The 24,094-nt window shown below is 35.7% G+C and carries 23 protein-coding genes and 1 riboswitch; of the genes, 13 read left to right on the top strand and 10 right to left on the bottom strand.

The window, feature by feature from the left end; translation table 11 throughout:
* Window positions 1–61: 61 nt before the first annotated feature.
* The 5 genes from priA to nadC form a co-directional block, all read right to left on the bottom strand.
* Window positions 62–2,512 (bottom strand): replication restart helicase PriA, encoded by a 2,451-nt coding sequence (gene priA / locus ACSHWW_RS06745; protein ID WP_435681668.1) that lies wholly within the window; start codon window positions 2,510–2,512, stop codon window positions 62–64.
* Window positions 2,513–2,585: 73 nt separating this feature from the next.
* The gene (locus ACSHWW_RS06750; RefSeq protein ID WP_435681669.1) at window positions 2,586–3,014 is read right to left on the bottom strand and encodes a DUF2147 domain-containing protein; all 429 of its coding nucleotides are present in this window, start codon (window positions 3,012–3,014) and stop codon (window positions 2,586–2,588) included.
* Window positions 3,015–3,077: 63 nt separating this feature from the next.
* Window positions 3,078–3,644 (bottom strand): chalcone isomerase family protein, encoded by a 567-nt coding sequence (locus ACSHWW_RS06755; protein WP_435681670.1) that lies wholly within the window; start codon window positions 3,642–3,644, stop codon window positions 3,078–3,080.
* A gap of 33 nt (window positions 3,645–3,677) precedes the next feature.
* On the bottom strand, window positions 3,678–4,607 hold the full coding sequence (locus ACSHWW_RS06760; protein ID WP_435681671.1) for a YihY/virulence factor BrkB family protein: 930 nt from the start codon (window positions 4,605–4,607) through the stop codon (window positions 3,678–3,680).
* On the bottom strand, window positions 4,600–5,466 hold the full coding sequence (gene nadC / locus ACSHWW_RS06765) for a carboxylating nicotinate-nucleotide diphosphorylase (RefSeq protein WP_435681672.1): 867 nt from the start codon (window positions 5,464–5,466) through the stop codon (window positions 4,600–4,602). The genes ACSHWW_RS06760 and nadC overlap by 8 nt, the downstream gene beginning before the upstream one ends.
* Before the next feature lie 74 nt (window positions 5,467–5,540).
* On the opposite strand from nadC, the gene rlmH reads away from it, so the two are divergent.
* Window positions 5,541–6,014: a 23S rRNA (pseudouridine(1915)-N(3))-methyltransferase RlmH gene (gene rlmH / locus ACSHWW_RS06770; protein ID WP_435681673.1), complete on the top strand. Its 474-nt coding sequence runs from the start codon at window positions 5,541–5,543 to the stop codon at window positions 6,012–6,014.
* A gap of 1 nt (window position 6,015) precedes the next feature.
* On the opposite strand, the gene mnmD is transcribed toward rlmH, so the two are convergent.
* Together mnmD and ACSHWW_RS06780 are read right to left on the bottom strand one after the other, a co-directional pair.
* Window positions 6,016–6,681 carry a tRNA (5-methylaminomethyl-2-thiouridine)(34)-methyltransferase MnmD gene (mnmD, locus tag ACSHWW_RS06775; protein ID WP_435681674.1) on the bottom strand — a complete coding sequence of 222 codons (666 nt, stop codon included), beginning with the start codon at window positions 6,679–6,681 and terminating at the stop codon, window positions 6,016–6,018.
* The gene (locus ACSHWW_RS06780; RefSeq protein ID WP_435681675.1) at window positions 6,682–7,239 is read right to left on the bottom strand and encodes a DUF4920 domain-containing protein; all 558 of its coding nucleotides are present in this window, start codon (window positions 7,237–7,239) and stop codon (window positions 6,682–6,684) included.
* Window positions 7,240–7,327: 88 nt separating this feature from the next.
* On the opposite strand from ACSHWW_RS06780, the gene ACSHWW_RS06785 reads away from it, so the two are divergent.
* Entirely contained in the window at window positions 7,328–8,389 is a 1,062-nt protein-coding gene (locus ACSHWW_RS06785) for a branched-chain amino acid aminotransferase (protein WP_435681676.1), read from the top strand.
* A gap of 61 nt (window positions 8,390–8,450) precedes the next feature.
* Here ACSHWW_RS06785 and ACSHWW_RS06790 read toward each other — a convergent pair whose 3' ends face one another.
* Entirely contained in the window at window positions 8,451–8,840 is a 390-nt protein-coding gene (locus ACSHWW_RS06790; RefSeq protein WP_435681677.1) for a hypothetical protein, read from the bottom strand.
* Window positions 8,841–8,890: 50 nt separating this feature from the next.
* Between ACSHWW_RS06790 and ACSHWW_RS06795 the strand changes: the two genes are divergently transcribed.
* Entirely contained in the window at window positions 8,891–9,112 is a 222-nt protein-coding gene (locus tag ACSHWW_RS06795; RefSeq protein ID WP_435681678.1) for a hypothetical protein, read from the top strand.
* 107 nt (window positions 9,113–9,219) lie between these two features.
* Window positions 9,220–10,581, top strand: coding sequence for a DUF5723 family protein (locus ACSHWW_RS06800; RefSeq protein ID WP_435681679.1), 1,362 nt, complete (start codon window positions 9,220–9,222; stop codon window positions 10,579–10,581).
* A gap of 83 nt (window positions 10,582–10,664) precedes the next feature.
* Here ACSHWW_RS06800 and ACSHWW_RS06805 read toward each other — a convergent pair whose 3' ends face one another.
* Window positions 10,665–12,674 carry a dipeptidyl-peptidase 3 family protein gene (locus ACSHWW_RS06805; RefSeq protein ID WP_435681680.1) on the bottom strand — a complete coding sequence of 670 codons (2,010 nt, stop codon included), beginning with the start codon at window positions 12,672–12,674 and terminating at the stop codon, window positions 10,665–10,667.
* A 198-nt stretch (window positions 12,675–12,872) separates the two neighbouring features.
* Here ACSHWW_RS06805 and ACSHWW_RS06810 point away from each other — a divergent pair, with 198 nt between their 5' ends.
* Genes ACSHWW_RS06810 through ACSHWW_RS06820 form a run of 3 tightly spaced genes read left to right on the top strand, consistent with a single transcriptional unit; the run spans window position 12,873 to window position 16,231 of the window.
* The gene (locus tag ACSHWW_RS06810) at window positions 12,873–14,660 is read left to right on the top strand and encodes an ATP-binding protein (RefSeq protein ID WP_435681681.1); all 1,788 of its coding nucleotides are present in this window, start codon (window positions 12,873–12,875) and stop codon (window positions 14,658–14,660) included.
* Entirely contained in the window at window positions 14,657–15,286 is a 630-nt protein-coding gene (locus ACSHWW_RS06815; RefSeq protein ID WP_435681682.1) for a response regulator, read from the top strand. Before ACSHWW_RS06810 ends, ACSHWW_RS06815 begins: the two co-directional genes overlap by 4 nt.
* 6 nt (window positions 15,287–15,292) lie before the next feature.
* On the top strand, window positions 15,293–16,231 hold the full coding sequence (locus ACSHWW_RS06820; RefSeq protein ID WP_435681683.1) for an alpha/beta hydrolase: 939 nt from the start codon (window positions 15,293–15,295) through the stop codon (window positions 16,229–16,231).
* A gap of 68 nt (window positions 16,232–16,299) precedes the next feature.
* On the opposite strand, the gene ACSHWW_RS06825 is transcribed toward ACSHWW_RS06820, so the two are convergent.
* Window positions 16,300–18,261, bottom strand: a complete 1,962-nt coding sequence (locus ACSHWW_RS06825; RefSeq protein WP_435681684.1) for a TonB-dependent receptor plug domain-containing protein — start codon at window positions 18,259–18,261, stop codon at window positions 16,300–16,302.
* A gap of 129 nt (window positions 18,262–18,390) precedes the next feature.
* Window positions 18,391–18,592, bottom strand: a riboswitch (cobalamin riboswitch).
* A gap of 126 nt (window positions 18,593–18,718) precedes the next feature.
* On the opposite strand from ACSHWW_RS06825, the gene ACSHWW_RS06830 reads away from it, so the two are divergent.
* Genes ACSHWW_RS06830 through ACSHWW_RS06855 form a run of 6 tightly spaced genes read left to right on the top strand, consistent with a single transcriptional unit; the run spans window position 18,719 to window position 24,018 of the window.
* On the top strand, window positions 18,719–19,873 hold the full coding sequence (locus ACSHWW_RS06830) for an ABC transporter substrate-binding protein (protein ID WP_435681685.1): 1,155 nt from the start codon (window positions 18,719–18,721) through the stop codon (window positions 19,871–19,873).
* Entirely contained in the window at window positions 19,870–20,871 is a 1,002-nt protein-coding gene (locus ACSHWW_RS06835; RefSeq protein ID WP_435681686.1) for an iron chelate uptake ABC transporter family permease subunit, read from the top strand. Before ACSHWW_RS06830 ends, ACSHWW_RS06835 begins: the two co-directional genes overlap by 4 nt.
* The gene (locus tag ACSHWW_RS06840; RefSeq protein ID WP_435681687.1) at window positions 20,871–21,626 is read left to right on the top strand and encodes an ABC transporter ATP-binding protein; all 756 of its coding nucleotides are present in this window, start codon (window positions 20,871–20,873) and stop codon (window positions 21,624–21,626) included. Before ACSHWW_RS06835 ends, ACSHWW_RS06840 begins: the two co-directional genes overlap by 1 nt.
* Before the next feature lie 12 nt (window positions 21,627–21,638).
* Window positions 21,639–22,100 carry a hypothetical protein gene (locus tag ACSHWW_RS06845; RefSeq protein ID WP_435681688.1) on the top strand — a complete coding sequence of 154 codons (462 nt, stop codon included), beginning with the start codon at window positions 21,639–21,641 and terminating at the stop codon, window positions 22,098–22,100.
* A 22-nt stretch (window positions 22,101–22,122) separates the two neighbouring features.
* The gene (locus ACSHWW_RS06850; RefSeq protein ID WP_435681689.1) at window positions 22,123–22,584 is read left to right on the top strand and encodes a hypothetical protein; all 462 of its coding nucleotides are present in this window, start codon (window positions 22,123–22,125) and stop codon (window positions 22,582–22,584) included.
* 18 nt (window positions 22,585–22,602) lie between these two features.
* On the top strand, window positions 22,603–24,018 hold the full coding sequence (locus ACSHWW_RS06855; protein ID WP_435681690.1) for a helix-turn-helix domain-containing protein: 1,416 nt from the start codon (window positions 22,603–22,605) through the stop codon (window positions 24,016–24,018).
* The last annotated feature ends 76 nt before the right edge of the window (window positions 24,019–24,094 follow it).

Genomic DNA, 24,094 nt, shown 5'->3' on the forward strand with positions numbered 1-24,094 from the left:
TTGATTCTTAGTATTATTTCAATTGTAAGTATAATAAAAAGCTTTTAGCCTCAAAAAGAGTCTAATAACAATCCACATCCACATTACAACGCACCGATCTAAAAGTCTTAATCGATTCAAAACTACGTTTCACCTTACGTATATAATCTTTAATCATATTAGGATGATGATGTTTTCCCATTTTTACGATCACATGAACTTGGTATAAATTGCGCACACGAGCCACGGGAGGGAATTCTGGACCTAGTACTTCTACTCCATGCTCAATTTGGTTCAATGCGTTTACAAACCACTGTCCGGCTTGTAAGGTTGTATTATAATCACGTTGTTTAAAAGTCAACCGTATCAATCGCTGATATGGTGGATATTTAAAATGATAACGTTCCTGTAATTGTTCCTTAAACATTCCTGTATAATTATAAGTACTTACCTGCTGAAGTATTTGATGCTCTGGATTATAACTTTGAATGAGCACTTTACCACGTTGCTCTGTACGTCCTGCTCTACCAGAAACTTGAGTTAATAAATGGAAACAGCGCTCATGGGCTCTGAAATCTGGAAAGTTCAACATACTGTCTGCACTTAAAACTCCTACTAGACTTACATTTCTAAAATCCAATCCTTTAGTAAGCATTTGAGTTCCTACTAAACAATGGATTGCTCCAGTGTCCATTTCCTCGATAATCTTTTGCACGCTGTTTTTTCCACGAGTGGAGTCTAAATCCATGCGGGCAATCTTATGATCAGGGAACAATTCTTTAAATTCTTCTTCTATTTGTTGGGTTCCAAAACCTTTAGTATCCAGTGCTGTACTCGTACAAGAAGGACATTCTGGTGGTATAAATGTACTGTAACCGCAGTAATGACAGCGCAACTGCTTTTTATACTGGTGATAGGTTAAACTTACATCACAATTAGGACATTGAGGTGCACTACCACAAGTATTACATTCCAGTATAGGTGCATAACCACGTCTGTTTTGAAAAAGAATCACTTGATTTCCTTCTTTAAAAGCTCGTTGCATTTCCTCGATTAAAGTATCTGAGAAATGACCTTTCATCTTCTTGCGTTTGTGCTTATCCTTGATATCAACGATTTGAATTTCGGGCATGAGCACTTCACCATAACGTTTTTTTAATTCTACGAGATGATATTTACCTATGGTCGTATTGTAATAGCTCTCCAGTGATGGTGTAGCAGATCCTAATAATATTTGAGCCTTTTTCATGTGACCTAGAACTACTGCTGCATCGCGTGCGTGATAACGAGGATCTGGATCAAATTGCTTGAAACTGGTCTCATGTTCCTCATCAACAATTATCAAATTCAAATTTTGAAATGGTAGTAAACAAGCACTTCTAGCTCCTATAATCACATAAGGTTCTTTTGCTTCAATCACATGATTCCATACTTCTAACCGTTCATTGAGATTATACTTAGAATGATAAACCAGCACTTGATGTTTAAAGTAATGTTTAAGTCTGGTAATTAACTGAGTGGTCAGTGCTATTTCAGGTAATAAGTATAATACTTGGTTCCCTAATTCTAGCTGTTCTAGAATCAGTCTCACATAGATTTCTGTCTTACCACTAGAAGTTACACCATGTAACAGCGTTGGTTTATTTTGAGCAAAACCGCTTCTTATTTCATCAAGAGCAGTTTGTTGTGCAGGTTGTAAAACAGTTAATTTGTGACCTTTTGCTTTTTCATCGAGTACACGATCTACAGCTTGTTCTTCTTCTATAAAAACTTCTTTATCAATAAGTGCTTTTATAACTGCTCGAGAAACTCCTGAGCGTTCCTGCAACTGTTTACTGCTTACTAATTTATTGCCAGTTTGTAGCATGAATAATGACATGACTGTTTCGCGCTGTTTAGGCGCACGAGTCATTTCATCAAGTAATTCTTTTAGACGTTCTTCATCTTTATACTGATTGTTAAGAAAGATGTATTTAACGGTTTTGGCCTTATACGTAGAATAGACTTCTTCTTGTAGAATGATCCATTCCTGCTCTAGCATTTTTTGCAGAATAGGTAACACGGTTTTACGATCCAGAATCTCCATCACTTCTTGAACCTTTAACACCTGTCTATGTTCCAGAGCTTCTATGATAAGAAATTGCTTGTCATCTAGTAAGGACTCGTCTATATCTGTTTCATTATTTCTTATAACGACCGTTTCACTTTCTAGCAATAGCGACTTAGGCAACGCCGCACGCATGACTTGTCCTATACTACATACATAGTAAGAAGCAATCCATTCCCAAAACTTCAATTGGTCTGCTGTTACAGTAGGTCGTTCATCAATTATAAGCTCGATGTCCTTAACCTCATAATTTAAAGGAGCCGTTTGATGAATATTATGAACTATTCCTGTGTAGATTTTAGACTTTCCAAATGGCACCGCAACACGCATACCAGGCTGGAGAAAATCAGCCTCGGCAGTAGTGACTCGATAAGCAAATAAGCGCTCGAGTGGCAATGGTATGATAACGTCTATATAATGAGCCATAAAAAATCTACTATGTAAAAATAGTAGATGATTTAAAGTGTATCGTTAAAAAACGAACTAATTTATCAAGTTCTTATTTTAAACGTACCCAAGTTTGAGTACGATAGAAAAATAAAATATAGCCGCGCACCATTAATAGGTCTGGATTATCTTCATTGAGCCATATTTTACAATCATAGGTTTTACCGTTTTCTGGATCTAGTACAGTTCCATTTTTATAGTAGGCACCTTTCTTAACTAAATCGTTCATTATGACTAATCCCACAATAGGTGTGTCTTTTAAATCACCATCGCAATTCACGCACAGCGGTACTTCTGGAGCATCAGGATCGAGAACTTTGAGTATTTTACCATAGTACTTCCCATCCTTTTCAAATATCTGAATATGAGACTTCACGATTCCAGATTCATCATCTACTGTTTTCCAGGTACCTGTAATGTCTTGTGAATACGCTTTCGCGAAAGCGAAAAAAACGAAACAAACTACTATTAAATTTCTCATAGGTATCAATTAAAAAACCACGTAAATTTACTTTACGTGGCTTTAAATATTTAGAAAATTATATTAAGATTTACCTAACATACCTTCTTTAAGATCCTCGTCTGCTGGGTCATCACCTAACCAGATACCGAAAAGACCTCTTTTAAATTCTAATCCTGCGATAGTTCCAATCAATTTACCGTTTTTAGAAACAGAAGTTCCTTTTCCTGGCATATAAGCTATTTGAAATTCATCACCTTTTACAATAGCATCCTTAAAGAATCCTATAAAAGTATTGATTTCTTTTTCAATCGCTTTGCGTTCTTTACTTGAGCAACTGTCTTCAAATCCGCTAGTTACAGCGTCTTTCATTTTTTCTTGAGTTACTTTCTCATCTGTGATATCAAGAGTAATAGCCATAGGCAAATCTGCGTCCACTAAAGTGTTACCATCTCCAGATTTTACTGTGGTGTATAATGCACCTACATATAGGTCATACCAAAGTTTTTCTCTTAATCCAGCACCGTTAAGCATTAAATCTTGTCCTTCAAATGTTAAGGTCTTTTCAACCTTTACATTATTAATCGTTACCTGTGCGCTTGCAGTGAATGTTGCTACTAGAGCTACAGCTAATAAAATTACTTTTTTCATTGTGTTTCTTATTTTGGGTTTTTAAAGATAATATTAAGTATTCAAATTCTGTGCCTTTAATTTTCTTAATGATGCATTTAACTCAAAACCGAGTAATAAAATGTTTGAATTCAACCATATATAGATCATTAGAATTAGTAGAGCACCTATGGAACCGTAGATTTCATTATAAGAAGTGAAGTTTTCAATATAAACTCCATAAAGAACTGATAATAAAATAATTAAAATAGTTGTTACCGTTGCACCTATTGAGAAAAATTTAGATTGCCTTCCATCTTTTGTGCCAAAATAATACAATACCGCAACAAAAATATAGGTCAAAATAATGACAATAATATATCGCATTAAAATAAGTGTTCCTCCATGTCCAGATTCACTCATTATATCTGATTTACGTAATTCTTCAATGAGAAATTCAAAATATCCAGCGACAATGACCATGATTAATAAGAAAATAGTCATCATAATTGATACGGCAAGTGAAACGGCATATTGTCTAAAAAAACCTCTATTAAAATCTGTGTGATAGGATCTTTCAAAACCGTTAAAAACAGCATTTACACCATTTGACATAAAAATTAATGAAGAGACAAATGCAATGGTTAATAGTCCCGAATTACCTTGTAAAGCGATTTCTTTAAAAATCGTATCAAACATACTTACCGCTTGTGCTGGTAGTAATTCATTGATGAATTCTAAGAATTCGTTTTGGAAATTCTTAATAGGTATAAATGGAATCAAGTTGAGGACAAATAGTAAAAAAGGGAAAATAGCCATGAAAAAGCTATAGCTAATCGCGCTCGCTCGAGCAGAAAATGCACCTTCAGCAATACCTAGAATATATGTCTCTGCTACATCATAAAGCGTCATTCCTTCTAGACCAGGAATACGTATTTTCTTTGCCAGTATGATGGGCAAGTTAAGAACAGGTATGCGCTCAAGAAGTGTTTTCTTTTTACTCATGTACTGCCTTGAGACTTAAATCAAGATTATAAACACTGTGCGTTAAAGCTCCACTAGAGATAAAATCTACACCGCATGCTGCATATTGAGGTGCTGTTTCTAGAGTAATTCCTCCACTACTCTCTGTAAGACACTGATCGCCTATAAGATCCACAGCTCTGCGAGTGTCTTCATAATTAAAGTTATCTATTAAGATTCTATAAACGCCATCATTAGTTAGTATCTCTTTAATCTCTTCGAGATCTCTAGCTTCGACGATGATTTTTAAATCACGATTAGTTTCTTTTAGATATTGCTGTGTTTGCTGAATGGCTTTACTCACGCCACCGGCAAAGTCTATATGATTATCCTTAAGCATAATCACATCATAAAGTCCAAAACGATGATTCACGCCACCACCTATTTTTACAGCCCATTTTTCAAGAAGTCTTATTCCTGGAGTTGTTTTTCTTGTATCTAGAATTTTGGTTTTAGTTCCTTCAAGAGCATCTACAAAGGTCTTAGTCTTAGTAGCTATTGCACTCATGCGTTGCATAGCATTAAGTGCAAGACGTTCTGCTTTTAGAATGGATTGAGAAGAACCAGTTACATAAAAAGCTTCATCACCATATTTTACAGGAGTTCCATCTTTTATTCTTACATCAATCTTTAAATCAGGATCTACGGCATGAAAAACGGCTATGGCAAACTCTACTCCAGCAAGTATTCCATCATCTTTAACGAGTAAACGTGCTTTTCCAGTAGCTGTGGCAGGTATGCAAGAAAGGCTGCTGTGATCGCCATCTCCTACATCTTCTCTCAACGCATTTTTTATAATTCTTGATATTTCTTCTTGAAACTCTGTACTACCGTATTCCATGGATTCTATTTAATACTCAAAAATAAGCTAATCATTACTTTTTACATATTCTATAATGACATTAACTTTGCAGCATGAAAATTACATTACTAGCCGTAGGAAAAACAGATGATTCACGCATAGCAGACTTAACTCAAGTCTATGTAGATCGTTTACAACACTACGTGAATTTTGAGTTACAACTCCTACCCGATATAAAAAAGACTAAAAATCTAAGCGCAGATCAACAAAAAAACGAGGAAGGAAAATTGATTCTCAATCAGCTAGAAAAAAGTGATTTTGTGACTTTACTAGATGAAAAAGGCAAGAAACTAACCAGTTTACAATTTGCAGAGTTGATTAACAAACGTAGCGTTTCAGGTTTGAAACGATTGGTTTTTATCATAGGTGGACCCTACGGCTTCTCACCAGATGTTTATTCTAGAGCAAACTCAAAATTATCACTGAGCGATATGACTTTTTCACATCAAATGGTGCGTTTATTTGCGGTAGAACAAGTTTATAGAGCGTTTACGATTCTAAAGAATGAACCGTATCATCACGAATAGTTTATAGCTTTCTAGCTCTCAACATTTCGCGTTTTCCTGGTGGACCTACTAACTTTTCAACTGTAAAACCAGCTTCAATCATATTTCTACGTGCTTGTCCTTGAGCACAATAGGTAACTAGAACTCCTTCGGGTTTTAAAGAAGCATATGCCGCTTGAAACATGTCTAGTTTCCATAAATCGGGCTGAACTCTAGGACCAAAACAGTCATAGTAAATGACATCATAAGTTGCAATATCATCTAAGTTCTTAAACTTTTTCTCTAATTTCTCAATCGTGAAATTACTCGTGAGTTTCACAGGTTGTTCCCATTCACAAGAGTGTAGCTTTTTATATAGTGTTTCATCTTTTAATAATTCCCCATAATTAACTGCCATTGCCTCTTCATAAGTGACAGGATAGGCATCTACACCTGTATAGTGAATAGGTGTATCCGTTAGAAACTGTGCTGTGAGCATAGCATTGAGACCAGTTCCTAGTCCATATTCAATGATGGATATGGTTTCTTTTGGGTCTTGCTTTCGCGAAAGCGTGTCCTTCAAACCCATTTCTATAAAAACATGAAGCGCCTCTTGCAAGGCGCCATGTTTAGAATGATATTGTTCTTTCCACTCGGGAATATTGATGGATTTAGATCCATCACCAGTATCTATTATTTCTCGTTTCATTTATTCCTCTGTAGCTGGTTCACTTACTTCTACATCTGGATTATCAAACTTTTCAACAAGTGCACCATCTGCCATGAAAGCATATGTTACTTTATCTTCTGTAATTTTTGCGATTTCCTCAGCACTTTCTCCTGCATCTTGTGCATAGTGAATCAATTCATCTTTAGGAGTGACGCTCTTATAAGCTCTACCACGTAGGATTACTTCTTTATCTGTTCCATTTTTAGGTAAAAAGAAACCGTAGTCTTTAAACTTCACAAATGCAGACTCTGTATCATTCACTGGCATTTTAATCCAGCATCCTTTATTAACACAAACTTCTTGAATAGTACCACGCACTTTAATGTCCATAGTATCACCAGCTTTCATTCCTTCATAAAAGGAACCTAGTTTAGCAGCTTCAATAGCGTCAGTAGCATCGATTTTATCGCCGTAGCTCATATAAGCTACTTCTTCTACTTGCTCATCATTAACGGCAGGAGTTGCGTCTTCATTTACTTCTTCTTTACATGCTACAAAAGCTGTTGCAGCAAGTATGATCATCATTATCTTTTTCATGTTGTTAATAGTTTGAAGCAAATTTAAGAATTCGTTTAGGTTTTTAATACATAGTTATCGAGTATCTTTGCAAAAACTAAACAAAGCCATGACTGACCTACACGAAATCGTTATCGATAAAGTTGAAACTTCCAAAATCAAAAGTATTGATTTTGATAATTTGACCTTCGGTAAGACATTTACAGACCATATGCTGGAATGTACATGGCGTGATGGAAAGTGGGAAACAGCTCATATAAAACCTTATGGACCTATAATGGTAGAGCCTAGCTGTAAGGTGTTTCATTACGGTCAGGCCATTTTTGAAGGTATGAAAGCTTTTAAAGATGCTACTGGTGAGGTGTTCTTATTCCGTCCTGAGGACAATTGGGAACGTTTTAATGAAAGTGCAAAGCGATTAGCAATGCCACCGGTTCCTAAAGAAATATTTGTTGAAGGATTGAAAACCTTAGTAGGTCTTGATAAAGAATGGGTTCGTTATGGTGATGGATTATCATTGTATTTAAGACCATTTATGATTGCTAGTGAAAATGGTGTTGCAGCTGCACCATCTACTGAGTATAAATTTATGGTAGTAATGTCTCCGGCATTTGCATATTATAAAGGTGATGTTAGAGTCATCATAGCATCAGACTTTTCTCGTGCTGCAGATGGTGGTGTAGGATACGCAAAAGCAGCAGGGAATTATGCAGCAAGCTTCTACCCTAACAATCTTGCACTAGCTGAAGGTTATCAACAAATCATCTGGACAGACGCTGCTTCTCATGAATACCTGGAAGAAGCTGGAACCATGAACATTTTTGTACGTATAGGTGACAAGCTACTTACTGCTCCTAATAATGATCGTATCCTTAATGGAGTTACACGTCGTAGTGTGATCCAACTTGCAAAAGATGCAGGAATCAACTTTGAAGAACGCAGAGTAAGTGTTAAAGAATTAAATGAGGCTGCTCAAAATGGTAGTCTTAAAGAAATATTTGGTTCTGGTACAGCTGCTGTTATAGTTCCTATTAAAGGTTATAAGCATAAAGAATTTGCTCATGAACTTCCAGTTATGGAAGATAGTTATGCTGAGCGTTTTAAAGCAGCGTTAAAAGATATTCAATACAACCGTTCTCCTGATAATCATGGATGGCGCGTAAAGATTTAATACACGATTTTATAATCAAAATCCCGTCCTGAATATTTCAGGACGGGATTTTTTATGAATTCTATTTTCCTTTTAAAACCTTCTCAAAGTTAGGTTTGAAATAACTAGGTCCTTTAAGTACTTTTCCATCTTCGCGGTAAATAGGTTTTCCGTCTGCTCCTAGTTTAGACATATTAGAACGTTGGATCTCATCAAAAACGTCTTCTATCACGTCTTGCATACCGTGCTCGATGATTGTTCCACATAAAATGTATAGCATATCTCCTAGCGCATCTGCCACCTCAACGAGATCGTTGTTTTGAGCAGCCTCAAAATATTCTTCGTTTTCTTCTTTCATCAACTCAAATCGTAGTTTATTGCGACGTTCTGTAATGTCACCTACTGGATTATGATTCATACCTAGTTGAAATGCTGTGTGAAATTCTTCTACGGCTTTAATTTGTTTCTTCATGTGCTAGTATTGATAAATTGAGTTGTAATTTTACCAAAAATAGTAATTCTATGTCTTACTTATCTCTTCTTATAAAAGACCCTATGTTCACTGATGGTCAGATCACTTTTGGAATTATATTTTTCATTGTTTTCTGTGTGATTATATCATTTATGTATATAAAGGATAAAGGCTTGCACAAAAAAAACTATAAAGGTGTGAAATGGATTCTTCTAGGTTTTATAGGCTTTATACTACTGTTATTTATCATTAAAATGACGTTGAAGAGCTAGGATTTCTTGATAGTACGCTTTCGCGAAAGCGTAATTACAATATACCCTTTAAGGGGTATTGAACCTTTTTTTCACAAATTGTAACTTGCTCCTCAAATAAACCAACCATGAGGAACATTCTACTATTCATTACTATTGCGACTATAAGTAGTATCGCCGTCGCTCAATCCTACTCAGGAAAAGAAACTGATAACTATGCTGGTATCACCAGTCTTGCGAGTAATCCCGCAAATCTAGCCGACTCCAGATTTAAAACCGACATCAACCTATTACAAGTCTCTTCTACGACTTCAAACGATTATTACGGTTTCAACTTTTCAGAATTATTTGAGGACATTGGAAATATAAGCTTTAATGATTCTGGAACACGATTTCCTAGTCAGAGCAATAATGTGTACCAAAATGTAGACGTGCTGTTACCGTCTTTTATGTTCAATTTATCAGACAAGCATAGCCTTGCCATAACGACGCGTGCTCGTGGATATATGAATTTGCGAGAAGTTAACGGGAATCTTTTTGAGACTTTTCAATCTGGTGATGTTTTAAATAAGGATTTTAATATAGACATGGAAAACCTTAATACCACAGCACATGGTTGGGGAGAATTAGGACTTACCTATGGATTTGTGATTGCAAATGGTGAACGTCATTTTATAAAAGGTGGAATTACTGGTAAATATTTAATAGGTGCCGGAGGATTTTTTATGAATTCAAACAGCATTAACGGTTCATATGACTCTGTAGCCGAAACAATTACCGCAGACGGTGATTTATCATTTGCTAGTACAACAGCTACAGATTCAAATGATGATTTTGATTTTGGTAGTGGTAGCAGCGGTTTTGGTGGTGATGTGGGATTTGTTTATGAGTATAGACCAGCCCTGAAAAATGATAAAAAAATGGATTCTCTCGCTTTAAGAGGTCATAACCAGTATCGCATTAAACTAGGCTTGAGTCTAACTGATCTAGGTAGCATCACTTATAACGACGTAGAAGTAAATAATTATACCGTTCAAGGAACTGTAGATGCAAACGATTTTGAAGAAGATTTTGAACAAGCACTTGAAGATAATTATACAGAGACCACGACTGTTCAAAATATCACTGTTGAACTTCCTACAGCATTGCGTTATTCTCTAGATGTGCGTGTGGATCGTAATCTTTATGTCGCTGCGGTAGGTGCGATAGGTTTAAACGATTCAAATGCTGCATATAGCAACAACCATGTGAATTACACCACTATCGTTCCTCGTTATGAGTCGAGATTATTCACCTTGTATTCAAACATAAGTTTTGTTGAATATGCAGACATGACTTGGGGCGCAGGATTGCGTTTCGGTCCGTTGAGTGTAGGGTCTGGATCTATATTAAGTAATCTACTCACAGATGATTCTCGAGCGGCAGACTTTTACGTAGGACTAAAAATTCCATTTCATCACCGTATAAAATCTATTAAAGAAACTTTTTAATTATTTGTTTAAGCCAAAGCAAAAAAGGCTCGATAAAAGATTAATTCTTTTATCGAGCCTTTACTTTTTAAGAACCTGAATTCTTAATCTAAATGACCATACTTCTCAGAGTACATTAACATTTGCTCTGCAAAAGTCTCAGGTTGTACGATTTCAAAAGATTTAATCTCATCGCCTTCCATCACCGGTGTAATCTGCGGATTCACAAAACCGCGATATGGTGGTGCCTTGAACTGGCTGTTGCGCTCAATCACTTCTTTATGTAATTCTTGATCTACTTTAACTCCATATTTTTCAACAAGAGCTTGTCCAGCTTCAAAATCTCCTTCACTTGTGATGCGTTGAGTTTCTCTCAATAATTCACCGAAGAGTTCTCTCAACTTCATGTAATCTTGAATATCATAATAAGTCTTTCCATCTTTAGTTACTTTTTTAATAACATTATCCTCAAGTCCTTTTTCATAAACCCATGCACTCACCCATTGTCTATTACGCATGTGATCTTCTTCCACATCTTGACCTAGTTCTAGACGTACCAGTTGAGAAACTAATCCATTTCTTATATAACCATCATAAGCAGCAGTTCCTGTTTTCTTCCAGTCTTTTACAAGTCCTAGTTCTTCAAGCTTAGGATCCATTAAGTAATAGAGTCCAAAAAGATCTGCTCTTCCTTCTTCTATAGTGGATTTATAGCTTTTCAAAGTTTCTTTGGGCGTTCCTACTCCTTTATTAATCTGACCACTCGCGTGACCTACTACCTCGTGTAATGCTGTATGTAACTTGTCTGCCAGTGCGCCATATTCTTTTTCCAGCGCCACTTCTTCTTCATCAAATGCAAATTCTTCTAGTCTTCCAGAGCTACCTGCGCTACCATAAGCGGCGATTATGTTTCCTAAAGAAACGGACTTACTTCCATGAACTTCTCTGATCCATACATTGTTAGGTAAGTTTACACCTATAGGAGTTGCAGGACTGGCATCTCCAGCTTCTCCAGCAACGTTCACTGTTTTATAACTTACTCCTTTAACTTCTTTCTTTTTATGCTCTGGCATTAATGGTGAGTTATCCTCAAACCATTGTACATTATCACTTAAAACTTCCATTTTACGTGACATGTCAAAATCCTTGATTTGTACAATCGTTTCATAACTTCCTTTATAAGCGATAGGGTCATTATATACTTCTACAAAACCTGTAATCCAGTCCACTGCACCTGCAGTAGATTTTGCCCATACTATTGAGTATTCATCCCATTTATTAAGATCACCCGTTTTATAATATTCTATTAATAAACCTAGCGCTTTAGCTTGCTCATCAGTCTCAGCGACACCTTGAGCTTTTTCAAGCCAGGAAATCATTTCATCCATCGCTGGACCATACAGTCCGCCACTTTTATAAGTGTGCTCAACTAGTTTCCCATTTTCTTTAACTAAACGTGAGTTCAAACCTACTTCTATTGGCTCTTCTTTATTTACCGCAATACTCTTGTAATAAGCTCTTGCTTCATCTTCAGTCACATCAGGACCATAAAAATTTACAGCGCTTGCTAGCACGATATCTTTACCTTGAGCTTTGTCTACCTTCTTAGCATCTGCATCATTAAACATGGACATCCATACTTCATCTTTAATAGATACTCCAGTAGATTCCATCAAACTCTTGAAGTATGAATCACTGAAACTAGGCTTCATTTTATCCATACTATAATGATGGTGGATTCCATTTGCAAACCATACTCTGTGCAAGTAAGTTTCAAACTTTTTCCAGTTGGCATCATTTTTATCTCCATCATACGTAGTATAAATAGATTCTAGACCTTTACGCAACGCGAGATTGTGTCTATAATTTTGATCCCAAATAATATCACGTCCACTTAATCCAGCTTGTGTTAAGTAATACACTAGTTTTTGCTGTTGTAAATTCAACTCTTCCCATCCTGGAATTTGATATCTCAACACACCTATATCGGCAAATTCGGTAACGTTATAACTAAATTCATCTGCTGGAGCTTCCATAGATTTAGGCACATCTTTATTACAAGCGATGAATGCCGTTGCTGCCAGTGCTAGACCAGCCATTTTTAAATACTTCATAAATTAGGATTAAAAATTTGTAATGGTTCTTTGAGGATTGCGCTTTCGCGAAAGCGTAATATAACTTCTTCTCTAATAATTTCAAATTTAACGAATTATAAAAGCAATCCATGATAAGTTTTCATAGATATTCTTGTAAGAATATTGATAATTTAAAGAGTTTGCTATATTTGTTTATACAACGTTTACAGCCAAAAAATGACTACATACCAGCCAGTTACCTATCGACACTTATCATTTTTGGTATTATTTCTCTTCCTACAAATTACGAGCGTGATGAATGCTCAAGATCAAGTGAAACCGCTAGACAGTGTGGTAACTTTATTAAATCGCAATGCCATCGATGAGCTTAAAATAATGATGAAACATTATGATTTTGAGACACTTGAAAAAGATGATAAAGCTAGATATCTTATTGCCAGTGGTGGAATTAAGTTTGCACTTGATGATTTTGAAAATGCATACCTTGATTTTCAAAAATCTACACAAGGACATCAAAATAAACGTCTCATTTTCAGAGCAAACGATTATATGATGGCGCTCAATAATTCTGCAAACGAATTACAAATAGCACCAGAATCCTTAATGGATGAAAATTTAAAAATTGCACAAGAACTCAATGATCCTGAATTACTTATAAAAAGTAAGTTCTACTTTATGTTTAAAGAAATTCAATTAGGGAATTTTGAAGTGGCTAAGAATATTTGTTATGAAATGAAGCAAATATGTCTAAACGCTAAACTTGAAAAAGAATTACTCGATACAGAATTCAATCTAGGAACCTTACACTATTATGAACAGCGCAATGATTCTGCATTATTTTATTATAATAAGAATCTAGCAGACATTATTGTAAAGAAAGATACGTTACAAATTGCTACAAGGCTAAACAATCTTGCTATGCTACAAATCGAGATAGGTCGTGAACAAGAAGCTGTGGACAACCTTATTAAGGCAGAGCAACTCGTTAAAAATAAAAACGATAAAGAATTAAGTGTTAGTCTACTACGCAATATAGCCGACGCTCAAGTTGCTGCGGGAAATAAGGATAAAGCAATTGAATACTACAATCTATTTATAAATGAAAAAGACTCCTTAAACAGCACACAAATAGCTCAAAACATTAAGGAACTTCAAACAAAATATGAAACAGCAGAGAAAGATTTAGAAAATGCAGAACTCACTGCTGAGAACTTAGACAGTCAAAACAAAATCTACCTTCTTTTATTCATCCTAGCTACACTCACAGGGATAGGAGCTTATTTATTTAATAGAATGAGACAAAAACAAGTTCTCATGGCAGCTCAAGCTGAGATTCAAAAAGAGAAAGAAGAAACCTTATTGCGCAATCAACAACTCGCTGCGGTTGATGCTATGATTACTGGACAGGAAAAAGAACGTAAAAAGATTGCACAAGATTTACATGATGATATAGGCAGCTCATTAACCACAGCTAGACTATGTATTGAAAACGTAATAAGTAAAAGTGATGAAAATGAGTCTAAAAAGGTTCTAGAGAACGCATATGGATTACTTAATGAAACCTATACGAAGGTTCGTAACATTTCACATGCTCAAAAGAGTAGTGTCTTGAGTAGTTATGGTTTAGTAGGAACTCTAGAGCAATTAGCACAACGTATTAATGCGGCACACTCAACACAAATTGAAGTAGTTCATCATGGTCTGGAAGGAAGATTGAGTAATAGTATGGAATTAGGAATCTTCAGAATGATCCAAGAATTATTAAATAACACTATCAAACATGCTCAAGCCAGTAACGCCAGTATTATTTTAACAGGATATGATGATCATATAGATATTATTGTAGAAGATGATGGTATGGGATTCAAGACCAGTTCGATTACTTCTTCTGGAATGGGATTAGAAAACGTAAAAGCAAGAGTCACTAATCTAGATGGAACCATAGAAATAGACACTGTTTTAGAACGTGGCACCACTATTAACATTGAAATACCGCTCATATGATTTTTATAACGATAGCAGAAGATCACGTCTCGCTCAGTGATGGTCTCAAGCTATTTCTAGAACAAGATTCAAATATCGAAGTGATAGGTAGTGCTCAAAACGGTATAGAAATGTTAGAAATGCTTGAATACGTGGCTCCACGTATTGTTCTCACAGATATTAATATGCCTGACTTAAATGGAGTAGAATTATGTAAGGCCATTAAAAAGAAACATCAAGGCATTAAAGTAATCGCATTAAGCATGTATGATAATCCAGGTGCTATCAAAGAAATGATAGATGCCGGAGCAGATGGTTACGTACTTAAAATAAGTTCATTAACAGAAATTAAAAAAGCCATAGAAGAAGTTGCAGCTGGTGGTATTTACTACGACACCGCCATAGATATTAAGTCGATTTTAAAAGATCAAGAAATAGAATCAAATCACAGTTTATCACGTAGTGAAACAGAGATTTTAAAATTGATCGCCTTAGGAAAAACATCGGCAGAGATAGCTGCAGAGCGACAAAGTGCTGTGAGTACTGTTGTGAAACATAGAAAAAACATGATTCATAAACTGAACTTAGAAGGGAAAAATGAACTCTATAAGTATGCTTTGCAACGTTATGGACATTATAATCAATAGTAAATTATGAAGCTTCTCCTCTATCCTATTTTACTCTTTGCTCTTATTTCTTGTAAAGATCAATCACCTACAAACGTTTTCACGCCAGCTGCTGCGGTAAATGATAACAGCTTTGTAATTCAAAATCCTATTTCTCAGGATACGATTCTTTACTTTAATAATTTCAAATCCAGCTATGTAGACTCTCGCAATCTTGAAATATGGTTACCACAAGGTTACCCTATGACAGATGTAGATTATCAAGTGCTTTATATGCATGATGGACAAAATGTTTTCAATAAAAGCAGTGCCAGTTATGGTGAAGCTTGGGAAATCGATGAAAAAATGGATTCCTTAACCACTGTTGGTGCAATAAAACCTACCATAGTAGTTACTACTTGGTGTCATCCTAAAAAACGTTTTAATGAATACATGCCTCAACAACCTGCTGAGCTTACAGAATCTGCTATAGCAAAAGCAGAATTAAAAAAACAAACCGGTTATGACCAGCTCTACTCAGACGAGTATCTAAAGTTTGTTACAAGCGAAGTGTTACCATTTGTGCGCAAAAATTTCAATGTTTCTCAAGAGCCTAAAGACAACGTCATCATGGGAAGCAGTATGGGCGGACTCATATCATTATATGGGATGATGGAATATCCTAGAGTTTTTGGTAACGCTGGATGTTTAAGCACACACTGGCCGGTTCCTTTACTAGGTGATGCGTTTATAGAAAGTCTTCCAGAATCTATTCCAGATTCAAAATTCCATCGCATTTACTTCGATTACGGTACTGAAACACTTGACAAAAATTATGAGCCCTACCAAAAACGAGTTGATAGCATGTTTCTTAAAAAAGGCTACACCTCAGAGAATTACCGCTCACTAAAATTTGAAGGTCATGAACACAGTGAAAAATATTGGAGACAGCGCGTTGCTCCGGCGTTGGTGTTTTTACTAAATTAATGAAAACTAAAATCCACTATAAAAGCTTAGCTTTCATAGTGGATTTTACATTTTTAAATAAGCAATTTCTAGAACTGCAATCTCACTCCTACTTTATAAGTTCTTCCTCGAGTTTGATAACCAAATAATTCTTGGAATTCAACATCAGTAAGATTATTTACACCTGCAAAGAAGGTTACCGGTTTATTTTTTAAACCATAAGTCATATCTAGATCAATAGTTTGAAAACTGCTTAGTACCACAGCATCATTTACAAAAGTCATGTTGTTAAAAACTAAGTCTCCTCGATCATCATTATATTGATATCTTAAGGTTATAAAACCTCTATCGATTGCTTGAAATCTTGCGCTTGCGTTTACTTTGTGTTTAGGAATACGACGTAATAACGCCACATCATTACGCTCTGTAAAACTGTAGTTTGCCGTAAGCATCAGTTTATCAAACAATGTCGTTTGCCCTTGAACTTCTACTCCTTTGGCAGTAAATTTTTCATCTACATTCTGGTATTGAGAAATAAAGTTTGCTGGATCTACATTCACAAATTGAACTAAATTGTTTTCTTCTCTTTGAAAAACACTAACCGTTAACGTGCTCTTATCTTTGGTCCAAGATAAACCAGCTTCAAGTGTAGCATTATCTTCTGGTTCTAACTCCTCATTTCCAAAACCGGCAGCATATAATTGAAATAATGATGGTGTGATATAAGCAGTACTATAACTAGCATAAGCCTTCAGTGTGTTTTCACCCAATTTAAATCTATAAGATGGGTTTAGATTGTAAACCAGTTTTCCATCATAATTACTATGTCCATTATATCTTGCGCCAGCATTTACATTCAATCCATAATCGCTCAAGTAAACCACATTAAAGTATGGATCATAAATTTGAGCATTTACATCATCTTTATTGGCATTTTGCTCAAAACTGCTTCCACCAAACGGAATACTAAAATCCTCAAAACGATCACTTCTAAAATTGAATCCTAGAATAGTTTTCAATGAAGATTCACCGTTGAGATCAAATGTGTACTTATTATATAAATCAAGTGAATATCCATCAGCATTATAAAGTGATGGAAAGGAGCTTCTCGTATCACGTCGTGTGTGCGTGCTCACATCAGTATAAACAAGTTCTCCTTTTTCAGAGTATTTCCAGTTCATATTTGTTCCCCAGCGCACTTGACGGCTGTAGGTTTCATTGTCAGCATCAACAAGAGCAAAACTATCAAACTCTGCTGTATATTCATCAAAGGAAACATAACTCGTTAATTTAAAATCTTTACGATTATCATAACCTATGCGACCTAATAGATTGACTCTATTAAAGTCATCTGGTTCGTTAAATGTGGCGTCATCTGCTTCTTCTGCGGCACTTAAACCACCATTAGTTGCTTGATGATTGAACCCTACACCATAGGTTAATCCACTTTTTGCAGTTCCTTGTAGTTGTACGCTGTTGTTAAATTCATCAGGACCATTGTTAGCTTGTTCTACACTTTTATCTGTTCCTATAAAAGAAGCCACACTTACACGCACTCCACTTACTGGAGCTTTGCGCAACTTAATGTTAATTACAGCGGTACTTGCATTTGCACCGTATAAGGTACTTGCTGCTCCTTTTAAAATCTCAATTTCTTCAATTTGATTGAGATCTACTAACCTAATGTCAAACTCGTTGCTGATGTTACTCGCATCACTTACTTGAGCACCATCTATTAAAAAGGCGACCTGTCTTGTGCTTCCACCACGTATAAAGTAGCCCAAATTCTGACCGGCATTACTACGCGCACCATTCATCTCTATTCCAGCATACTGGTTGAGTAAATCGGCTAGACTTGCTGCGGCTTGTGCTTCAATATCGGCTCTAGTAATTTTAATAACGGGCTTTCCGCTATCTTTTCTTTGTAATTCAAACTTAGAATCGGCACTTATAAGTACTTGATCCAGTTTAGTTGCGGTAGAGTCCACTTGTGCAATTCCCGACACGGCTGCTACCATCATTGCGCTTATAGCGATGACTTTTTTATTCATGGTAATTTTTTAAATACGGGAAAAGAGAAGAGAAATAATAAACACATAGAAAAAGAACTGACTTCAATGAAGAAATCATCATCTCAAATGTTTTAAAAAACTCGCCACCTTTATCCCGAAGGTTAACTATTTATGTTGTGTAAGCTGGCAGGTCTCCTGACTTGTTCATTTCTATCGCCTTCCCGAGTGCTCGACTCAGTGGCGCATGATAAAAATCTCTACGAGACATCTTTACAGATGTAAACTTTACAGTTGCGGGAACAGCTCTAGAATTGCACTAGATTCCCTTTTAATTCTACATGTTGTGAGTTCTCGCTTTATTTTTAAAGATGCTTTCGCGAAAGCGTTTTTAAAAATAAGTTTAAACCGCACTTGTTGCGGTTCGAAAGCGTACAAAACACACAGAAACCAATTTTACACGGCAAATGTATGCTAATAATAGTATTTTTGACAACCTATGAAGCATATATATTTACTACTTTTTTTACCGCTTTTTATCACGTCTTGTAAACAAAATGAAGCTGAAAACGCATCAAAACAGCGCATTTCCTTAAACCAAGAATATCATGATATTACTGTAAAATATGCCAAAGGATTCTCCATAAACACTACAGAAACAGGTTACTACATCACCATCAATAATCCGTGGCCCGATGCAGATCATGAATACTCTTTTAAACTTCAAAAAGCCACAGGTCGCAATATTATTCCAGAATCAGATGCTCCACAAATCATTAATATTCCGCTAGAAAGTATCATTTTGAGTTCCACCACGCACATTCCGCCAGTGGTATTACTAGAACAACAGGAATCTATAATTGCTTTCCCTGGAACAGATTACATAAGTGATTCTAGTGTAAGAGCACTTGTGGATAACGGAGCGATTGAAGAATTAGGTCAAAACCAAACCATAAGCGTTGAAAAAATAGTCACCCTACAACCCGACGTGGTCATGGGATTCGGTATCGATGGAGATAATCCAGTTTATGAACAAATCCAGAAAGCAGGAATTCCAGTTATTTATAATGGCGACTGGACTGAGCAACATGCGCTGGGTAAAGCAGAATGGATCAAGCTTTTTGGCGTTTTATATGGAAAAGAAAAGGAAGCTGATAGCATTTTTAATCAAATAGAACAATCCTATAATGCCACTAAAAAACTTGCCCAATCACTGGAAGCACCTACAGTCATTGCTGGTGCGACATGGAAAGATACATGGTACTTACCTTATGGAAATTCATGGCAAGGAAAAATCATAGCCGATGCTAATGGTGATTACATTTATGCCGATTCTAAAGGAACTGGATCACTTTCCTTTAACATAGAACGTGTCCTCACAGACGCTCAACATGCTGATGTGTGGATTGCGCCAGGTCAATATACTAGCTATGCAACAATGAATAAAAATAATAATGCCTACAGCCAGTTTACCGCTTTTAAAAATAAAAAGGTATTTACGTTTGCCTTAAATACTGGTGCAGAAGGTGGAATTACTTATTATGAAGAAGCCTCACAGCGACCAGATTTAGTGCTTAAAGATCTAGTTAAAATATTGCATCCACAAGTATTGCCCGATTATGAATTATACTTTTTTAAACCACTAAAAGATTGAAAAACAAAACACTCATCTTATTACTCCTCACAGTCATCGCACTCTTCATTGCCGATGTCTGTTTAGGTACGGTTTTTATAAAACCACATAAGATTTGGGACGTTTTAATAGGTACAAACTCCAGTGCCTCAGAGAATTATATCATTACCCAATTGCGATTACCACGAGCGATTATGGCCATTTTAACCGGTGCAGGACTTGCTATTGCTGGTTTACTGATGCAAACTTTGTTTAGGAATCCGCTGGCGGGACCATTTGTGCTGGGAATTTCCTCTGGTGCAGGATTAGGCGTAGCGCTGGTAGTGATGGGAAGTGCTGTTTTGGGAATCAGTGCGGTGTCTGGAATAGGTCTTGTTACGGCAAGCGTTATAGGAAGTATACTCGTGATGATGCTTATTATTCTTATGTCTTTACGCATTAAAGATACTATGGGATTGCTTATCGTAGGTCTAATGGTAGGTAGTTTGAGCAGTGCGATCGTTGGGATTCTATCTTATTTTAGTTCGAGTGAAGAATTGAAACGCTATGTGTTTTGGTCACTCGGTAGTTTAGGGAATCTCAACTGGAGTGATATTGTGATTTTACTCGTTATCTTTTTGATGTCGTTATTACTTGTTATTTACATTTTAAAACCGCTCAATGCACTATTGCTGGGCGAGACTTATGCACGTAGTTTAGGGATTAATATCAAATCCACACGCTGGATCATCATTATTATCACCAGTTTACTAGCTGGTAGTATTACAGCATTTGCCGGACCTATAGCTTTTATAGGTCTTGCCGTACCACATCTTGCGCGATTATTATTACCTACGGTCAATCATAAAATATTAATTCCAACGACGATTTTACTGGGCGCTTCACTCCTATTATTTTGTGATATCGTATCGCAATTACCATTTTCAAACTTATCACTACCCATAAATGCGGTCACTTCATTACTCGGCGCACCTATAGTGATATGGCTTATTTTAAGAAAACGTAACCTCCATTTTTAATGATAGAATTACACAACATAGAAATAGGTTATGGTCACTGTGTCATTGCACAATATGATGGAGTTCTCGCTTGCGCGAAAGGAAAATTCATCACCCTAATAGGAGCTAACGGATCAGGGAAATCCACACTACTACGTGCTATTTCAAGCAATCAACATATAATTAAAGGTAAAGTTCACATAAATAACGTTAACTCACATAATATAAATAGCTTAGAAAAATCTAAACTATTATCAGTTGTACTAACGACAAGAGAATTTAGTCAGTTTTTAACCATAGAAGAAATACTCTATCTAAGTCGTGCTCCTTATACTAACTTTATAGGAAAACTAACTCCAGCCGACCTTGATTTTGTGGACGGAATTATGGAAGATTTTGGAATTATTGAAATGCGTAAAAGACGACTTTCCACACTCAGCGATGGACAGTTGCAACGCGTTTTAATTGCACGAGCTCTCGTTCAAGACACACCATACATTCTCATGGACGAACCGACGAGCCACCTAGACGTTCACCACAAAGCAGAAATATTACTCAAACTAAGAGATTACTGCCATCAACATAACAAGTGTATCATCTTCTCTAGCCACGAGCTTTCCATCGCCCTATCACTGGCCGATGAAGTTATTGCTATTCATGATTTGAAACTAACTTTTCAATCTAAAGAGGATTTTATTGCATCCAGTATACTAGAGAAAATGTTCCCTTCTCCACTACTCGATTTTAAGAATGGGAAATTGGGGTTGAATATTTAAAATAAACTTTACATGAAAAAACTAATCACCATAATCATCCTTTCAATAACATTAATAAGCTGTGACGCTATCACAGGAGTAGAACTTGGAAGATTACCTATTAATGAAGTAAGCACTGGAAAGGATCATAAAATCCTCAAAGAGTTCACCGTAGATCTTAAAAAAGGTGATGAAATCGGTATATGGTCAGATATGGATATGCAGTACGAAGGTGATGTTACCTTAACCTTTAAAATGACTATGTTCAAGAATGAAAATAGAATAGCTACCATGGACATCGATCCAACAGATAAATATGTGACCATAGGTGAAGTTCAAAAAACCATTTTTGGTAAGACCGACTGGAGTTTTATGGGTAAGAATACTAAATTGACCATTGATGAAGATGCCACTTACACTTTTAAAGGTATTCTAGTTGCTTCTCAAAACCCAACACTACAACTTCATAAAGCAGAGGTTGTTTTTAAGAGGTAGTTAAATCAATAAACCGTTTCAAATGGGATTATTCAACTTATTCAAAATAAAGAAAAAAACAATTCAAAATCCTGATTTTGAGTTTTTAAAAAATTATAATAATAAAGACAAGTACTTCATCCGCACCATGCAATGGGACTGGTTAGATGATAAAATGATTCATGTTTTTGATAATAAATCTACCAGACTCATTACCATGGACGAGTGGCCTCAACATGTTTTCTTGAAAGCAAAAGGCCAAATAACGATTAAAGAATATATCATGGAAATGGCAGGCTTATATCCGCCAGGTGAGGTACCACCAACGCTTGATAAAGACATCATCGCAACTATAGAAGGTTTAATTGAAGATGGAGAATTACTAAGATTAGAATCTTCAAAAATGGAATTACCATACTATCTGGATCAACCTAAATTTCAACAAGATATTGATAAAGCTTATCAAATGATGATTGATGATGGTTATATTGCAAGAAAGGAATAATTTCCAAAAACTGATTTAATGCGTTTAATTGTTCTAATATTTTTTTTATCCATAATTACAATCGTAAATGGACAGTCTAATGACAAACAAAAAATAGACAATTACATCGCTCACGTTCAGCTAGATTCTGCACGTAATTTCATTCAAGATCGACTAGAACTTACCACCGTAAAAGAGGAAATAAAGGTTCTTAACTATGAACTAGTAAAGGTCCTGTTTATCCAATCGGAATATAATGCTGCTTTAAAACAAGCTTTTCAATCACTGGATAGTATTGATAAAGAGTCTGATAGAGTGAATTTTAATTTTATGATAGGCTGCATATATTCGGCCATTACAGATTATCAAAAATCGATTGAATATTTTGATCTTGTAGTTACACATAGTGAAGATGCTTCATTACTGGTTCAAACTCATCTATTACTTTCACAATTGCATACAGAGCTCGGTGATACTGCAAGTGCATCAAAGTCTATCAATAATGCTTATGAAATAACTAAAAAGGCATCTATCGATCCTAAGGTAAAGAATCACGTCGCGATGCAGTATAACTTCTTTAACAAGAATTATGAGTTATGCAAGCAGCAAAACCTAGAGATTATCAATGACACCACTAGCTTTTTAAATGCAAAAAGCTATGCTTATTCCATGATAGGTGATTGTTTAATGGAGCAAGATTCTTTGCAAACTTCTACAACATACTATGATGAATTTTTAAAGCTCACTGTTGAAACTAAAGATCCAGAACAAATCAAAGTTGCTGCAAATAAGCTTATTACTGTTTATGAAAAGTTAGGAAATCAAGAAAAAGCAAATGCGTATCACAAGATCTATAATGAGGCTGTGAGCGACTCCTTGAGCTTTTCAGTAGAGAAATATAGAGAACTCTATAATGTAGAAAAAGATAGAGAACTCAGTAAGGCTCATGATAAAAATTACAGGACCTATATAATTATAGGAATAATACTGCTTATAATTATTGCGATGGTATGGTTTACGCTTTCGCGAAAGCGTGATAAAACAAACTCACAGTTACTAAATGAACCCGATAGTACTCCTGGAAAAAAGTTTGTAGTTAGTGATGTCGAGATTGAAAAAATTGAAACAGCAATAAGCTTATTGAAATCTGATCAATTATTTTTAAAACCAAATATTACCAGAAAATCATTTTGTGCCGCTCATGATATTAAATCTGAAAGGTATTTAAGTCATTACATAAATGAAAAATATGACAAATCATTCTCTCTTTTTATCAACGACTTGAGAATAGAATATGCTTACAATCGCATTCAAAGTGATAGCCAGTTCAGGAATTATAGGATTGAGGAAATTGCAAAAGCATCTGGTTTTGGTTCTAAAAAAAGTTTTGAAAGGGCTTTTCAAGCAAAATACAATGAAACACCTTACAAACTTATTTCACGATTAATTAATTGATAAACAAATAATTACAAGAGGTCAATTCGTGAAATGACGCAACAAGTCCATCAATCACTTTTCAAAACCTGGTGGC

Origin of the sequence: Nonlabens sp. (assembly GCF_051251825.1) — a bacterium.
Lineage (GTDB): Bacteria > Bacteroidota > Bacteroidia > Flavobacteriales > Flavobacteriaceae > Nonlabens.

Bases quoted from the DNA above. Each gene is read 5' to 3' on its own strand.
- ACSHWW_RS06750 (WP_435681669.1), bottom strand. From the start codon at position 3,014: ATGAGAAATTTAATAGTAGTTTGTTTCGTTTTTTTCGCTTTCGCGAAA.
- ACSHWW_RS06805 (WP_435681680.1), bottom strand. From the start codon at position 12,674: ATGAAGTATTTAAAAATGGCTGGTCTAGCACTGGCAGCAACGGCATTC.
- ACSHWW_RS06800 (WP_435681679.1), top strand. From the start codon at position 9,220: ATGAGGAACATTCTACTATTCATTACTATTGCGACTATAAGTAGTATC.
- ACSHWW_RS06780 (WP_435681675.1), bottom strand. From the start codon at position 7,239: ATGAAAAAGATAATGATGATCATACTTGCTGCAACAGCTTTTGTAGCA.
- ACSHWW_RS06855 (WP_435681690.1), top strand. From the start codon at position 22,603: ATGCGTTTAATTGTTCTAATATTTTTTTTATCCATAATTACAATCGTA.
- nadC (WP_435681672.1), bottom strand. From the start codon at position 5,466: ATGGAATACGGTAGTACAGAGTTTCAAGAAGAAATATCAAGAATTATA.
- priA (WP_435681668.1), bottom strand. From the start codon at position 2,512: ATGGCTCATTATATAGACGTTATCATACCATTGCCACTCGAGCGCTTA.
- ACSHWW_RS06820 (WP_435681683.1), top strand. From the start codon at position 15,293: ATGAAGCTTCTCCTCTATCCTATTTTACTCTTTGCTCTTATTTCTTGT.
- rlmH (WP_435681673.1), top strand. From the start codon at position 5,541: ATGAAAATTACATTACTAGCCGTAGGAAAAACAGATGATTCACGCATA.
- ACSHWW_RS06760 (WP_435681671.1), bottom strand. From the start codon at position 4,607: ATGAGTAAAAAGAAAACACTTCTTGAGCGCATACCTGTTCTTAACTTG.
- ACSHWW_RS06785 (WP_435681676.1), top strand. From the start codon at position 7,328: ATGACTGACCTACACGAAATCGTTATCGATAAAGTTGAAACTTCCAAA.
- ACSHWW_RS06755 (WP_435681670.1), bottom strand. From the start codon at position 3,644: ATGAAAAAAGTAATTTTATTAGCTGTAGCTCTAGTAGCAACATTCACT.
- ACSHWW_RS06825 (WP_435681684.1), bottom strand. From the start codon at position 18,261: ATGAATAAAAAAGTCATCGCTATAAGCGCAATGATGGTAGCAGCCGTG.
- ACSHWW_RS06840 (WP_435681687.1), top strand. From the start codon at position 20,871: ATGATAGAATTACACAACATAGAAATAGGTTATGGTCACTGTGTCATT.
- mnmD (WP_435681674.1), bottom strand. From the start codon at position 6,681: ATGAAACGAGAAATAATAGATACTGGTGATGGATCTAAATCCATCAAT.
- ACSHWW_RS06790 (WP_435681677.1), bottom strand. From the start codon at position 8,840: ATGAAGAAACAAATTAAAGCCGTAGAAGAATTTCACACAGCATTTCAA.
- ACSHWW_RS06830 (WP_435681685.1), top strand. From the start codon at position 18,719: ATGAAGCATATATATTTACTACTTTTTTTACCGCTTTTTATCACGTCT.
- ACSHWW_RS06795 (WP_435681678.1), top strand. From the start codon at position 8,891: ATGTCTTACTTATCTCTTCTTATAAAAGACCCTATGTTCACTGATGGT.
- ACSHWW_RS06815 (WP_435681682.1), top strand. From the start codon at position 14,657: ATGATTTTTATAACGATAGCAGAAGATCACGTCTCGCTCAGTGATGGT.
- ACSHWW_RS06810 (WP_435681681.1), top strand. From the start codon at position 12,873: ATGACTACATACCAGCCAGTTACCTATCGACACTTATCATTTTTGGTA.
- ACSHWW_RS06845 (WP_435681688.1), top strand. From the start codon at position 21,639: ATGAAAAAACTAATCACCATAATCATCCTTTCAATAACATTAATAAGC.
- ACSHWW_RS06850 (WP_435681689.1), top strand. From the start codon at position 22,123: ATGGGATTATTCAACTTATTCAAAATAAAGAAAAAAACAATTCAAAAT.